Origin of the sequence: Gordonia sp. CNJ-863, assembly GCF_001942325.1 — a bacterium.
Taxonomy (GTDB): Bacteria; Actinomycetota; Actinomycetes; order Mycobacteriales; family Mycobacteriaceae; genus Gordonia; species Gordonia alkanivorans.
In genome coordinates this window covers 101,673-116,046 of record NZ_MKKG01000001.1, presented here as the reverse complement: position 1 = coordinate 116,046, position 14,374 = coordinate 101,673, and the positions used below count along the sequence as shown (strand labels likewise).

Genomic DNA, 14,374 nt, shown 5'->3' with positions numbered 1-14,374 from the left:
CCAGAAAGCCATCGACGACCGTGACGACGCCGCCGCTGCCATCGCTCACGCCCGAGCCGAAGTGGCCCGCCGCGATACGCTTCCGGCCGAAACCCGTGCCGCCGAAGACACCATCCGGGCTCTCATCGCACCGCCGCGTGGTCGCGACGTCTCCACGACAGCCGCACCGCCGTCCTCTACACCTCGCCCCCGCGATCTACCGCCGGAGCGGCATCGAGGCCACGACCACGGCATCGGCGACTAACATGCCCACCTGGTTGGCGCGCAGGAAGGTTCGGCGGTCTCTGAAATACCGAACACTCGGAAGGTCGAACTAAACTAGGTGCCATGACGACCTCGGCTCACCTCAGCCCCTCCATGCGGAGGATGGTTGAGCAGAACGCCGAGGTCGTCCGCCGAATGATGCCGAAGGTTCCGCTAGAGCGCTTCGGCCTAGCCCAAGTCACACCCCAACCGTTCGCATCGCTCGACTATGGGCAGGTCACGGCACTAATGGGCACGCAGCAACGCCTAGCTTCGTCGCTGCGAGGCCTGACCGCCTCGCTGGGCACGATCGAACAATTCTGGTCGTCGTTGATCGAGCGACGACGGGCTATTGGCGCAGCGTGCAGTGCGTTTCTGCAACGGCGCGCTGTCCGGGGACCGAAATCCTTCACCGACGGTCTGGCGGCGGTCCGGGCCGCCCGCGAGCACTCCGCTTGGCTTTTCGCTGTCTCAGTTGCGCTCGCGCTTAAAACTCTTTTGCAGCACCGCAATTCCCGTCCACGGGCGCCCGGTCACGAAGTGGCCACCCAGCCGCGAGTGGTTCGCGGACCCACATCCCACGAGGTTTCCCAGCCGATTACCCTCGTGGGACCTTGCATCGTGCACCTAGCCGCCTAACCCGGTGTCTGTAGGCGCGTTGCGCTGTCCCCTTCTTCCAAGGAGACAGACCTCGTGTCGTCACTCAACATCTCGTTCTCGCCCACTGCGGTTTTCATCTTCGCCGCCGTCACTGTCGTCATCGCAGGCGCGATCGTGTTCTCGGCTACCTGCACCGCGCTATGGAGCTCCGATCCGGCCCAACGCGAGCACGCACGGCTCGTCCTGGCCGATCTACTCCACACCGTTCGCGTCCTGGGACGCGGAGACAACGGCGAGCCGCGGTCATGACCACAACCACATCCCGACGTCCGGTCGGGCGGCCACCGCTGTGCTCACCCTCCACTGCCCAGGCGATCGCAGACTGGCACGCACGCGGTTACAGCGACCAGCAGATTGCCGACCGCCTCAACCACGCCGGCGTCCCGACGCCCTCCGGCGGGACGGACTGGACTCGCCAGCATGTCTGGCGGCTCCTAGGCACGGTGCACGTGCGGAAGTACGCGCGTCCAGCAGGGTCTGAGATGTAGCGGCAGTGAGGTCCCGGCCGGGGCTCTCCCCGGCGGTGCTACCAGATGTCGATGGTCTTCCATTTGCCTGCCTGCACTAGGCCGTCAATGTCTTCCCTGGTGAGGCGAACATAATGTCCCGGGGAGACAGGAGTGTCAGTCGGAATTCTGTCGGCGCGCACAGGACGCAGCTTCCCACTCAACCAGCCCACCAACGCTGGTTCGCGGTCGGCGTCGACGCAGCGCTCCCATTGCAGCACTTTGCAATAGCAGGTCGTGGTCTCTACCGCACCGGTTGCAAACCCGCTCGTCACGTCTACAAGCAGCCACCAATCCCCGCCGTCGGTGAGGACCGGTGGTGGCGTGCGGTCGAACATCAGATGGTGCCCCTTATCGTGTGCGGTCGTAGTTGACGGTCGACGAAAACACTTCTGCTGACTGCTATTGCGATAGTGGACGATCGTCGTCTGGGCGGTCAGATCGGTCGGCGGCTCGTTGCTGTTCGCGGGCGGTCTGGCGTTGTTGTTCGGCGCGATCGCGCACCTGCCGGAGGAACTCTCGGTCTGCCTCGGGGTCTTGCGGGATGTAGCGGCCGGGGTGGTCGTATTCCGGGAACTCGCTGGCCGCACCCGAATGCTGCCGGTGTGGTCGTTCATCGCCCACGGGACGTCCGACCGCCAGCCACACCAGCGCACCGACCAACGGCAGCATCACCACCAGGATTACCCAGGCGAATTTGGGTAGCCCGCGCACGGCGGCGTCGTCGGTGTTGATGATGTCGATCAGTGCGATCACCAGGATCACCAGGTAGATCAACCCGAGATACGGCACGTCCACTCCCTCTTCTTCACGTCGGTCACCACACCTGCTGTATCCACAGCGGATGCCCGTTCAGGCTCCTGGTTCGGTCAATGTAGACCGCGATTACGACCCTCCCGCCCGGGTGGGCGGCGGCCTCGGAGATGACCTGGTGACCGGTCACGTCATTCCAGCTGGCGGCCTTTTCCGGACGGTAGTACGCCCTGGCGCGATAGCGGGAGTCGGTTTCGAGGATGACGCCCCAGTAGTCGTTGCCCAGTAGGGCGTTGATGACCCGGCCGGCGCCGAGGTGGGCGGCGGTCACGGTGTCGGCGTGGCTGAGTTCGATCACCACCACACCCGGTTGCGACGTCTCGACGATCCGCGCGGCCTGCGCCGGCGGACTGGACAGCACCGCCCCACCGGTAGCTACCGCGAGACTGAGCGCCGCACCCGCCACCCCCGCGCGTATCCCCGACCTCGTCAGCATCGTGTATTCCCTTTCATAACCCCAACCTTTGCCATCGCGAATGGTAGTGCCAGGACGTCCACCCCGTCGACGCCTCAGTTCGCAACGCGGTGAACGTCACTGTTGACCAGCACCGCCCGCTCGACAGCGTCGGTCCGTCCGATCGCCCGAACGGCAAAGGGTCGCGCAGGCAGTTCCTGCGCGACCCTTTGTGTGGTCAGCGGACTTTACGTAGGTAGACGTCGCCGGTGGGGACGCCGCCGGCGAACAGAACACCTTTGTAGCCGTGTGGTGTCTTGCGTAGTTCGACGCGGGAGTACCAGTGCGCGACTGGGTCACCGGCGATCGAGACGATGCCGCCGTTGCGGGTCTGGGTGATGTGGCTGTTGGTGGCATTCCACGGTCCGACGCCGTAGATGTCTTGGAACAGACGGTTGCCGATCACCCGCGCGTTGGACTCCGGGTATGGGATGACGCCGTACATGACCAGCTGGTACTTATATCGGCCGTCGTCGATCTTCGCGTGCGCTTGCCCACTACCGAGGCCGAGACCAGTGGCGAGGCCGGCGGTGATGAGAAGTCCGGCGACGATGGTCTTGACGGCGGTGGAGAGTCGAGCTGTTTGCAAAAGCATGAAGTCACGTCCTGTTCGGTGTCGGTTGCTGGTGATGGGTGCGCGGGTGTGGCGGTTCGCTTCTATCACGAACCCGGGACAGGCGATGCTGGTCGCGCGTGGCGAGCCACGCCTGTCCGGTGGGTCACCGCTGCGGGGTGGGCTTGTGCTCCTGGGGACCTGGTGATCTTGACGCGGCCGGTTCTTGTGAGCGGTTGCCCCTTGTCGTCGAGTCATGTCCGAGGCGGCCTGCTCGAGATCAGCTCCGGCCGGGCCGACAACCGCATCGGGGGTGCGACAGCGAGCTCGCACCTGCCATCGCCTCCGTCTGCGCGCGGTGAACGTCCCTGTCGCCTCACAGGTCCAGGTCCGGGTCGCGTTGGGGCTGTGTCCCGTTATCGAGTGGGTCGTGGGGCGGGGGCTGTGATCCGGTGTTCTCTGTGCGTTCTGCCTCTGGTGGGGGTCGGGTGTCGGCGAGCAGTGTCCCGATTCCCGGTTCTGCTGTGGTGGCCTCCTTCTCGGCCTGGTAAAGCTCCGCTTGGCGTTGGTGGGAGCGCTTCATCACGGCGATGTACTCGTCGGCATGGTCGAGTCCTGCTTCTTCGACCATGACCGGTGTCGGGTTGAGTTCCAGACTCCAGCCGGGTTCACGACCGGCACTACGCATCCGTTCCTCGGCAGCCTGGCGGGCGGCGACCGCTTCCTCGGACTGTTGGGCCCGTTCGATCTCCATCCGCAGTTGTCGTAGCCGAACCTGCTTGGTCTGCAACTCATCCGCCCGGGTGAACGGTGCGTCGATACGCGGAGCGTTCACCTCGACTTCGCGGCGGTAGCTGGCGATGTCGGCGACCAGTTGAGCACGGGTGTCGTCGAGGCCCGTGTACAGGTTCTCCAGACGGGTGGCGAGCCCCGACGCGGTCGCGGTGCGCCGCTCGGCAGTGGTGAACACCTGGGAGGCGTCGAGGGTGAACCCTGGTCGCCCAGGACAATCGAGCCACACGTGGACCTTGTCCTGGGCGAACTCGCGCGAGACGTGCGCCTGAAGCCCTGACGGTATCGACGCGATCGGCATGGCATGCTTCACGCCGGCACCTTTGAGCTCGTGGTAGACCGCGGTCACCCGCGACAACAGCGCCTCGGACCGCTCCGGACGCTTCGATAGAGGACGGGCCCCGGTGACGACGAACTCCTTGCCGGCATCAATCCACTCCTGGTGACCGGCCAGCAGAACGTCGAGCTTGGCGATGTTGTCTTCCAGCCGTGGGATGGCCCGGTCGGCGGCGGCCACGACGCGTCGCGCGTGGGAGCGGGAGTCGGCGTGGGCGCTGGCCAGTGCGGACAGGCTTTTCACCTCGTCTTCCAGGGTGGCCATTTCGAGGAACCGTTCGTCGCCGGTCGCGGCGGCTTTGGTCGCCGCAGCCGCTTCGGACAGTGAGTCGTCGGCGATGTCGTCGACTTCGGTGACGTCGTCGAGTTGGCCGCGTTTGGCCTGTTCGATGAACGCCGCCTTGGACTCGACTTTCGACCACATGACGGTGTCGGTGGTGCCTGCGGTGACGTAGTTCAGAATTTCGATCCGCGGATTCTGGTTGCCCTGGCGGATGATCCGGCCTTCGCGTTGCTCGAGATCGGCGGGCCGCCACGGTACGTCCATGTGGTGCAGACCGATGAGGCGACCTTGGACGTTCATGCCGGTACCCATCTTCGAGGTCGACCCGACCAGCACAGCGATCCGACCAGCGCGGCAGTCGGCCTGCAACGCCAGTTTCTGCGACGGCGACTTGGCGTCGTGGATGAACGCGATCTTCTCCGCGGGCACCTGATACTGCTCGACGAGAAGGTCTTTGAGGTTTGAGTACACCGACGGGCCGTCGGGCCGCGGGGTGCCGCGATCACAGAACACTAGCTGCAACGCCCCGCGGATCGGGGACCGCTCCCCTTCCTCGGTGAGGTATTCGTTGTCGGCGTTTGCGTGGTAGATGCGGGCGACCTGTTCGGCCACGGCATCGGCGCGGGTGTTTCCCGGATCCGGGTCGAGGTTGGCCAGCGCCGGGTCGAGCGCAACGTTGCGGCCGTCGTTGAGGATCTTGAGCACGTTGTCGATGTCGGCGCGTCGCGGGTCGAGATTGTCGGCCCGATAGTCCAGGTCGGCGATGAAATCGCGCCGCTCCTGACCGGGTGTGCTGGTGATGATCTGCCGCCCGTCATGGGTGGGCAGATTGGCTGGGACCTGTTCACGGACAACGACGTCGGTGTACTGGGCGGCCATGGCGAACATCTCTTTGGGGTTGGCGAACGCCGACACCTTCGACACGACACGCAGTTTGGTGCCGGTGGCGTTGGGGATCGTCTCGGAGCGGGTCGCGGTGAACGACGCCGCCCAGTCGGTGATCGAGCGGACCCCGGCCGCCTCCAGCACATCCGGGCGTAGGTATTGCTGCATCACCCACGACTCGGCGAGTGAGTTCGCGATCGGGGTGCCGGTGGCGAACGTCGCGACCCGCTCAGCGCCCGGGGTGATGACCCGCCCGGCCGCGACCGCCTGGTGTTGGCGGCGTTCACGCAGGTAGTCCAGCTTCATCGACAGGTCCTCGGCCTTGTTCGACCCGGTCAGTGACAGCGAGTCGATCGCGCACTGGCGGCCCTTGTTTTTGTACTCGTGGGCCTCGTCGACGAACAGATAGTCCGCGCCGGTGTCTTCGAACAACACCCCGTGGTCCTTCTTGGCCTGATCGGTCGCGGCGTCGAGTCGTTTCTGGAGCTGTTTCTTGGCGCGTTCGATCTTCTTGACGGTCGCCTGGGTCATGTCGCCTGCGCTCGCAGACAATTCGGCGTCGAGTTCGGCGAGCTGGCCGGCGATGTAGTCGACACGGCGTTGCGGGTGGACCCGGATCGCGGAGAACACCGAGGCTGGGATGATGACCATGTCCCAGTCGCTGGTCGCGGTCTGGGCGGCGAACACGCGGCGGTCTTCAGGTGACATTCCTTTGCGCCCCACGAGCACGTTGGCCGCGGGGTACCACATCTTCACTTCTCGGCCGAACTGCTCGATGAGGTGGGTGGGCACCACGATCCACGGCTGATTCACCAGGCCGCGGCGTTTGAGCTCCATCGCCGACATGAACATCGTGCCGGTCTTGCCAGCGCCGACCACGTGATCGAGCAGCACCGTCGGCTCGGCGAGAATCCGCGCTACCGCATCGCGTTGGTAGGGGTGCGGCTCGAATACCGGGGACAGACCGGGCAGTGCCAGCCGTGATCCGTCGTGTTCGGGGCGGACCCAGGTGTTGAAGCGGCGGTTCCATTCGGCGACGAGGCGGTCGCGGCGCTCATCATCCGACCACAGCCACGACCGGAACTCGGTGGTGATCTTCTCTGCTTGGACCTGGGCGAGGATGGTGGCCTGGGCATCGACTTCTGGTGCCCCCTCTTCCTGCGCCGGCCCTGAGTTCTTGACCACGATCGACCGTTGGTTGAGCAGCATTTCGGTGATGTCGATCGCATCGAGCGCCTTGTTCTTCCTGTCCGCATTGTCGGCGCCGTACTCGGTGCGCATCAGCGCGCTGTTGCGTTCGTCAGGTGGCACCTCGACGCCCCACGAACCGGCCGCGCGCGTCACTCGGGCACTCGTGGCGCCGAAGGTTTCGCGCACGAACGCTTCGTAGTCGCGCGGCTCGATCCAAGTCGGTCCGAGTTTGACTGACCCGATCTGGGAGGGTTGCTTGTCGTCCGGAATCACCTGCGCCAGTGCTTGTGTTAGCTCTGCCCAGTCCCGGTTACCGGGATCGGCGCGGGCGGCTTCGGCGGCGCGGGCGTGTTTGGCGCGCACGTTGCCCGACAACGCTGTGGGCGCGGGTATCAGATCTTCGGGCATGTCTGGATCGGCGTAGACCAGCCCACGGATCGACTCGCGCGCTTGGGCGGCGGGTTGGTCGAGCAGTTCGGCGACGCGGTCGAGATCGACTCGGCCGCGTTCACCGAGACTGATCGCGACGGCTTCGGCCGGGGTGTCCGCGCGTGACACCGGGACCGGCGCGACGACGACGTCGCGGGAGAACACCGCGGTCTTGCTGACTGTGCCGGTCTGGTCGTCGTAGCGTTCCAACGCCAGCACGCCGGCCATCCCCGGGTCGGCGCGGACCGCCTCGAGATGGGTTTGGCGCCGCGAGGGTGCGCTGACCTGCCATGCCTTCTCATCGAGCTCGGCCGCCACATCCTCGGGCAGGGGGCCGGGATAGTCGGCGCCGTCGGCGTCGCGATTGGCGGTCCGCCACTTGCCTTCGAGTTCTACGAACTTCTTCGCGGCTTCCTCGGCGGTGCGTTCCTTGCCGCCCACCAGCTTCGCCCGGTTCACCGGGCCGTAGGTGTTGAGGTAGGCGTCGTAGACCTCGTTGAGGTCCGCGCGCAGCGCGTCACGCTCTGCGCGGCTGCTCTGGGTGCGTTGGGCGGCGATTGTGGCCGCGAACAGGTCACGCAGCCGCAACAGGTGTCGGGTCTCGGTGGTGCGGGTCGCGGGCACCTTCATTGGCTCGTCGCCGTCGATCCCGCGGCGGGTGAACACCCCGGTGGTCTCGTCGTAGCTGACGTGCCCGATCGGGATGTCCTCGCCGTAGAGGGCGTCGGTGTCCAGGGCGCCGGCGGTGAACTCCATCCCGGCTGTGGCGGTGTCGTCGGCGAGGAACAGTCCGTCGCCGCGTTCCAGTGCGGCGTCGACGATGTTGGTCAGTCGGTCGTCGAGGTCGGCGGCGACATCGTTGCCGGGGTCGGCGGCCACGACGAGCATCCCGTCGCGGTAGAGCCCGCGATCGACACGCATCGTGCCCAGCACATGCTCGGGGTGGGTGGTGAAGTAGCGGTTCACCCCAATCTCGGTGGTCTCGCCGGTCCGGTCAGGGAGGGCGACGAGGTCAGAATGCAGCCAGTCGGCGTCCGCGGGTGCGGCGGCGTCGGACTCGCGGCGGCGGAACACCAAGACGTCGGTGACGACCTGGGTGCCGGCGACCCGTTCGAATGCGGTCGAGGGCAACCGCACCGCGCCGACGAGGTCGGCGACGGCGTGCATGTCGCGGCGCGCCTTGTCCGAGGCCGCGTCTAAGGTCCCGGCGGTGGTGATCGCCATGACGTAGCCGCCGGGGGCGGTGAGGTTGAGCGACTTGAGAAGGAAGTGGTTGTGGATGCGGTGGCGGGCCGGATTGTGGATCGGGTCGTGCACCGTGAACCCGCCGAACGGGACGTTGCCGATCACCGCGGCGAACGAGCCGTCCGGGACGCGGGTGGTCTCGAAACCCTCCAACCGTACTTGGGCGTCGGGGTAGAGCAGATGGGCGATCTGAGCGGTCGTCGGGTCGAGCTCCACCCCCACCATCTGTGCGCCGGGCGGGGCGAGACCGATGAACGTGCCGCTGCCGCAGCCGGGTTCGAGGACCAGTCCCTCGTCAAACCCAGCGCGACTCATCGCCGACCACATCGTCTGAGCGATCGCGGGATCGGTGTAGTGGGCGTTGAGCGTGGAGGCCTTCGCTTGGCGCCACTGCTCCGAATCCAACAGGACACGCAACTGGTCACGTTCGGGTGCCCACTCCGACTTGGACTCGTCGAAGATGTCGGCCGCGGCACCCCACCCCGACCACCGCGCCAGGACCTCGTGCTCGGCCGCTGTCGCCGGGCGTCCGGTGCGCGCTGTCTCGATGAGGACCTCGAGTGCGGCGATGTTGGCGCGAGCACGCGACTTGGCACCAGACGGCACCAGCACCGTCCCCGGATGCGTGAACCGGGTTGCAGGCCCCACATCAGCAGCTATAGACGTGGTGGTCTCGTCGATGGCCGCGGAGCTCGACGGCTCCGGTTCCGGTGTGTCCGAGTCGGGGGTGGGGTCGGGTTCGAGGCCGGCCACCACATGGTCGGCCTTGACGTAGACGACCGAGCCGTCCGGGCGGCGTGCCGGGGCGACTCGGGTGCTCGCCCACGCGGTCAGCGGCAACCCCGTCTCGGACTGCGGCACCTGCGGCAGCGCGTCGTCGGCCTTCGGCGGCAGCGGCGTGCCGCCTGGGTCGACGACGGCGGGGTCAGTCGGGATCCGCAGATCGTCCAGCGACTCAAACAGCAGTCCCTGGCCGTCGTCGACTACCTCCGCGCGGGCTCGGCGTCGGCGCGATCCTGATCGGCCAGCGCTGCGGCCACCATCGCGGTCAGCTCGGGAACCAGCGGATGTTCCGGCCCGTCGGGCACCGGCAGTCCGTCGGTCAGACGTGCTTGCAGCAGCTGTTCGGCCCACACCTGAAACCGCGGCGTCTGCTCCGGCCACACCTGCTCGGTCAGTCGTTCGGTCTCCGGGGTCGCCTCGATCGCCCACGCCGTCAGCCACCGCTGCATCCCGGTCATCGTGTCCGGGTTCGGCTCGTCGTCCGGCTGGTCGTCGTCCTCGGGACTGCTGAATCCCTCCCACAACGTCGCCAGCACCGTCTCCTCCGCCGAGTACCGGGCCTGCTGATACAGCCGCTGCGTCGTCAGCACGTCCGGGTCCTTGCCCCCGTGCTGGTCCTTCCACGCCGCGATCGTCGCCAGTTCCGTCTGTGACTGCGTCTGAGCGATCTCGGCCTGCAGCCGGGTCACTTCCGCGGTCAGGAAGTCCTCGAACTGCGTGCGGTCCATCTGCGTCAGTTCCTGGGCGTACCGCTCGGTCAGTGCCGTGCGCAGATCGTGAAACATCGGTGTCCTCCTCGGTGTGGGTATCCATAGTGCTCTGCGGTGCCGACATCCGCTGCCCGGATGGGTCGGTGTCGGCGAGCAGATCGAACAGATTGGGGGCGTTGTCCTCAGGGGTGGCGTTGCGTGCCATGCGTCGAGCTCCTACCAAAGTGAGGTCCACTCCCGGCCCGGACTGCGCCGGGGCGAGGGTGGGTGGCTATCGTTTCTCACTGGTCAGAGGCTCGATCTCTGGCCGATCAGTGCCCTGGCAGGTGTGTCCAGCACCTGTCAGGGCCTGAGTCATCTCACGGCGGGTCCTCGCCGTCGCCGGGATTAGGCATCAGGGCACTCGACCAACGGTGCGGGCTGGGTGGTGATCCGTACGTGCGTGGCGTGGTTGGCGATTGGGCTGCCGCGGTCTTCCATCGGTTGCGCTCGCGGATGCACGGTCGGGTCGCCCGGCCAGTAGGTGCGGTTGAACAGCACGTACTCGACGCGGTTGACGGCGGCGTCGCGCTGCACTGCGGTAGCGATGCGGGCACCGAGAGCGCGGCCGGCATCGGTGGCCCAGTTGTTGATCCCGACTAGCACCACGCGGCCGCGGTCAGCTGGTGGGCTGGTATCGGTGGTCGGGCGTACCGATACTTCGGTCTGCGGATACTGCTCTTGCAACCGCTCAGCCAGGGCGACCGCGGTCTGGGTGCACCCCACGGTCTGGGGCGACGATGACCTGCCCCTATCACCGGCCGCGCAGCCTGCGACTGATGTGACGCCGATCAGCGCTGCCACCAGCAACGCCACTGGCTGGCTGGCCATGCGATACCGGCCGCCGACAACCTGTGTCGCCATCGCTCATTCACCCCGCAGGTGGCCGTCGGACTCGATCGACTCGCCGATCATCTGGCCATCCCGGTGGCCGTCGTCAGTGCCCGCAGCGGCGCGGTCCTCGGCGAGTGTGTGTAGCCACGACCACACCTGTTCGCCCCCGTCGGAGGTCCAGAGGTCGCGAATCGCGAGGAACAGACCGACGATGACCGCCGCGATGCCGATGTTGGCAAGGAAGGTCGACGACACCGACCGTCGGTAGGGCTGCCAGCCGGGTCCCATCGCTGGACCAGGAAACGATGCGAGAGGGATGGCGATCACGATGGGTCTCCTTCGGACGCGGTGATGTGGAGGTGTCGGTCAGTCGTCATGGTGTGCTCCGTCGTGATCAGGTCTGTGGTGGTGTCTGGGGGGTGGGCGGCGTTGACGCAGTGCGGCTTTGGTGACGACGATGACGCCGGTGATGGCTCCGACCATCAGCAGCACGAAGCAGCCGACGAGCGCCCAGTGCACTAGTGGTGTTGGTGGCATGGCTGGCTCGTCTCGTCGTGTTACGCGGCGGTGGTGTGGTCGGCGGGTGGGTCGAACCATCCGGGCGGTGGTGGAGTGCTCGCGTCGGTGAGTGTGTCTGTGGTGGTGTGTTTTTCGGGGGTGCACAGATACAGCGGACCGTTTTCGGCGGTGAGTGTTCGCCAGTGGGCGTCGAGGTGGGCGGTCCACCACGACGACAGTGCGGCGGGGTCTTCGCTCAGGCGGGCGGTCTCCCACGCTTTCCACAGCTCCTCGAGGCGGATGACGACTTCGTCGTGGCGCCACCACTGCGCGCACCAGCGGGTGTCGCGGTCGAAGCGTCCGGCTTTGATGTGGCTGAGCCAGTTGGTGAACCAGTCGGCGCCGGAGGTGAATCGCCAGTGCGCACGGGGGTCGTCGTCGGGGGTGTCGGTGTCGGGGGTGGTCATCAGAAGGTCCTTTCCCGGGTGGTGGCGGCGAGGGGCGGTGCAGTGGTCAGTGCTGTCTGCTGGGCTGCGCGTTCGGTCGCGCAGGCCTTCTTGGAGGCGTCGATCAGTTCGGCGTAGGGGCCGAGCCAGTAGGAGTTCTTGGTGGTGACGACGGTGCGGTTGCCGGAGGTGGCCAGTACTGCTCGTTCGGCGGGGAGTGCTTTGAGGTCGTCGATACCGAGAATGGGTTCGCTGGACCAGGATTCGCTGGTGCTGGTCGATCCCAGGCCGGAGTTGGAGTGCGAGCGGCTGCGGCGACGGACGTCGCGTTGGCCGATCATGCGGCTCAGGCCCGACAGGTAGGACTCGTTGTTCGATGATCCGGCGTAGATGTAGACGTTTGAGGAGTCCACGAGCATGTCGAGTTTGTCCTTGGACCACACTTTCGCGGCCTGGGCCAGCGATTGCAGCATGGTGACGATGACGATGCCCTGGCTGCCGAAGTGGGAGTACCAGTCGGGTAGTTCGGGCAGCTTGCACACGTTGGCGGCTTCGTCGAGCACTGCCACGACGGGCACCGGCAGGCGTCCACCGTTGCGCCGTGCTTGGGCGACGGAGGCTTTGAAGATGGTGTCGGCCAGGGCGGTGGTCAACGCGGTGGCCGATCCTGCCCCTTCCATCGACAGGGCGTACATGGTGTCGGTGGAGGTGACGAACGCTTGCGGATCGAACTTGGGCAGGTCGTGGCGAATGTCGTTGCTACCGACGGTGTTGTCGCCGTCGAACCGCACACGTTGGGGTGGGAGGACCGATCGGGCGTAGGCGGGCACGGTCATGACGTTGATGAACCGTCGCGCCATGTCGTAGAGGCCGTCTTGCTGGCGGGGGTTGAGGTTGGCGGCGGTGTCGATCTTGGCCGCGGCGTCGTGGTGGCCGTGGCGGGTCAACACCTGGCGGGCGACTTTGAGTTTGGGGTCGGTGAGCCAGCCGTCGACGTGTTTGAGGTCTCCCCCACCGACGGCTGCGGCCAGAATGTGCAGTGCCAGCAGTTCTTTGGCGCCGCCGTCGAAGTAGGCGTCCAGGCGTGATCCTTCGGCGGTTTCGGCGGCGGCGAAGATCGCGGCAAGCTCGCGGGCGTCGGAGAGTTCGTGCACGCACCAGAACGGGTCCCACCACCACTGCTGGCCCTGAGTGCCGGCGATGTGTTGGAGGTCCGAGAGCCAGATGGTGCCGCGGGTGCGTGGTGGTTCGCGCCGTTGGGTGCGATAGGCCCACAGTGCGCGCAGCCCTTGTCGGCTGGTGTCGGCCTTGGCGGCGTGGGTGGTGAGGTCGTTGCGGTCACGGACCCAGCGGGTGGCGTCGTAGATGTCGGGCTTGTTGGAGGTGGCGAACACTGCGCCGGGCGCCTGGCAGATCATCGGGATGGCGTAGCCGGTGGTCTTGCCGCATCGGGGTCCGCCGATGACGAGTCCGACCCACTCCCAGCTCATGTAGAGCGCGGATTTGCCCGATCCGATCAGCGATCCCAGCACCAGCCCGTAGTCGAGGTGCCCGGTGATGGCGTCGCGGCCGCGGAGGCGCTGCGCAGCGTGCTTGGCGTCGCGGGCGGTGATGGCGTGCAGTTCCCGGGGACGAGGAAGAAACTGTGCCACCTGGTCGAACTCACGCAGCACGGCGGTCGCGGCGCGATGACGTCCCACCACGACCGCGATCGCGACGGCGGCGATGACCGTGACCACCAGGAGCACGGTGGAGGCCACCGGCCAGTGGAAGGTGCCCTCGACGGCGGCGGTGGCCGGGTTGATCAGCACCGAGCCGGGCTGGCCGGTGAGCCAGCAGCCCGCCCGCCAGCACACGTAGATGATCGCCAGCAGCGCGAACACGGCGGCGGCGAGGTAGTAGCCGGCCATGGAGTCGTGTTGGCCGCGGTCGCGGCGATGGGTGGTGCTCACAGCTGGGCTCCGGTGTCGAGGGTGACGCTGGCCCCGACCTCGGGGACCGGGGTGGTCTGCCAGTCGCTGTCGCCAGCGGCGATCAACGCGGCTTCGGGGGCGGGTTCGGTGTCGGCGATGAGTTCACTCATCGAGCGGTGCCCGGCCCCGGCTGCGGCGTCGTCGACGTCGATGGCATAGTTCGCGGCCGAGGCCGACACCTGGTCGAGAAGATCGGTGTCGGCGACCTCGCCGAGGTCCTGGTCGCGGTCGCGGCCACCGATGGTGTCGGGGTCGACGCCGGCCTCACGCAGCCGCTCATCCCAGGCGTGCGCCCATTGCTCGGCGCGCTGCGCGGTGGCATTGATCTGAGCTTGCCGGGCGGTGTCACCGTCGCGGGCGGCCTCGGCCGCGGCTTCGCGCGCCAGATCGGCCGCGGCGTGTGCCCCGGCCCAGCGGGCCATCAAATCCGGTGTCAGAGGGTGACGTTCGGCGCTGGTGTCGGCGAAGTGGGGCGGTCGGGCGCCGGTGGCTCGCGCGGTGTTCAGGCGCTGCTGGGCTCGGGTCTGCTGGGAGCGTCGGCGGTGCTGTTGGTTGCGGACCTGGCGCAGTACTTCGTCGGCGTGGCGGCGGGATCGGCGCATGATCGTGCGGATTTCGTCGAAGATGTCGTCGACTTCGCGGCTGGTGTCCTGGGGGACGCTCTGTGGGTCGAGCATGGTGTGCCCTTTCTGTGAGGTGCG

The 14,374-nt window shown here is 66.9% G+C and carries 13 protein-coding genes; 2 read left to right on the top strand and 11 right to left on the bottom strand.

The features are described 5' to 3' along the window. The first annotated feature begins 936 nt into the window (after positions 1–936). Positions 937–1,152, top strand: a complete 216-nt coding sequence (locus tag BJF87_RS26025) for a hypothetical protein (RefSeq protein ID WP_075862460.1) — start codon at positions 937–939, stop codon at positions 1,150–1,152. Then, complete coding sequence (locus BJF87_RS27170) at positions 1,149–1,391, top strand: recombinase family protein (protein ID WP_075862459.1); 243 nt, start codon at positions 1,149–1,151, stop codon at positions 1,389–1,391. Before BJF87_RS26025 ends, BJF87_RS27170 begins: the two co-directional genes overlap by 4 nt. A 38-nt stretch (positions 1,392–1,429) precedes the next feature. On the opposite strand, the gene BJF87_RS00590 is transcribed toward BJF87_RS27170, so the two are convergent. The 11 genes from BJF87_RS00590 to BJF87_RS00540 all read right to left on the bottom strand — a co-directional run bounded on the left by BJF87_RS00590 (position 1,430) and on the right by BJF87_RS00540 (position 14,350). Then, positions 1,430–1,747, bottom strand: a complete 318-nt coding sequence (locus BJF87_RS00590; RefSeq protein ID WP_075862458.1) for a hypothetical protein — start codon at positions 1,745–1,747, stop codon at positions 1,430–1,432. A 64-nt stretch (positions 1,748–1,811) separates the two neighbouring features. Continuing rightward, positions 1,812–2,201 carry a PLD nuclease N-terminal domain-containing protein gene (locus BJF87_RS00585; RefSeq protein ID WP_075862498.1) on the bottom strand — a complete coding sequence of 130 codons (390 nt, stop codon included), beginning with the start codon at positions 2,199–2,201 and terminating at the stop codon, positions 1,812–1,814. A 25-nt stretch (positions 2,202–2,226) separates the two neighbouring features. Beyond that, positions 2,227–2,658 (bottom strand): hypothetical protein, encoded by a 432-nt coding sequence (locus tag BJF87_RS00580; protein WP_139319391.1) that lies wholly within the window; start codon positions 2,656–2,658, stop codon positions 2,227–2,229. Between the two features lie 196 nt (positions 2,659–2,854). After that, positions 2,855–3,271 (bottom strand): hypothetical protein, encoded by a 417-nt coding sequence (locus BJF87_RS00575; protein ID WP_075862456.1) that lies wholly within the window; start codon positions 3,269–3,271, stop codon positions 2,855–2,857. 334 nt (positions 3,272–3,605) lie between these two features. Continuing rightward, on the bottom strand, positions 3,606–9,251 hold the full coding sequence (locus BJF87_RS00570) for a DEAD/DEAH box helicase family protein (RefSeq protein WP_258325152.1): 5,646 nt from the start codon (positions 9,249–9,251) through the stop codon (positions 3,606–3,608). A 122-nt stretch (positions 9,252–9,373) separates the two neighbouring features. Continuing rightward, positions 9,374–9,958, bottom strand: a complete 585-nt coding sequence (locus tag BJF87_RS00565) for a hypothetical protein (protein ID WP_075862455.1) — start codon at positions 9,956–9,958, stop codon at positions 9,374–9,376. A gap of 312 nt (positions 9,959–10,270) precedes the next feature. Then, complete coding sequence (locus BJF87_RS25615; protein ID WP_139319390.1) at positions 10,271–10,786, bottom strand: hypothetical protein; 516 nt, start codon at positions 10,784–10,786, stop codon at positions 10,271–10,273. 3 nt (positions 10,787–10,789) lie between these two features. Beyond that, positions 10,790–11,083, bottom strand: coding sequence for a hypothetical protein (locus BJF87_RS00555; RefSeq protein WP_139319389.1), 294 nt, complete (start codon positions 11,081–11,083; stop codon positions 10,790–10,792). A gap of 230 nt (positions 11,084–11,313) precedes the next feature. Further along, a complete protein-coding gene (locus BJF87_RS00550; protein ID WP_075862452.1) occupies positions 11,314–11,721 on the bottom strand; it encodes a DUF4913 domain-containing protein in 408 nt (135 codons plus the stop codon). After that, the gene (locus tag BJF87_RS00545; RefSeq protein ID WP_075862451.1) at positions 11,721–13,652 is read right to left on the bottom strand and encodes a type IV secretory system conjugative DNA transfer family protein; all 1,932 of its coding nucleotides are present in this window, start codon (positions 13,650–13,652) and stop codon (positions 11,721–11,723) included. The genes BJF87_RS00550 and BJF87_RS00545 overlap by 1 nt, the downstream gene beginning before the upstream one ends. Beyond that, entirely contained in the window at positions 13,649–14,350 is a 702-nt protein-coding gene (locus BJF87_RS00540; RefSeq protein ID WP_075862450.1) for a hypothetical protein, read from the bottom strand. Before BJF87_RS00540 ends, BJF87_RS00545 begins: the two co-directional genes overlap by 4 nt. Positions 14,351–14,374: the final 24 nt, after the last annotated feature.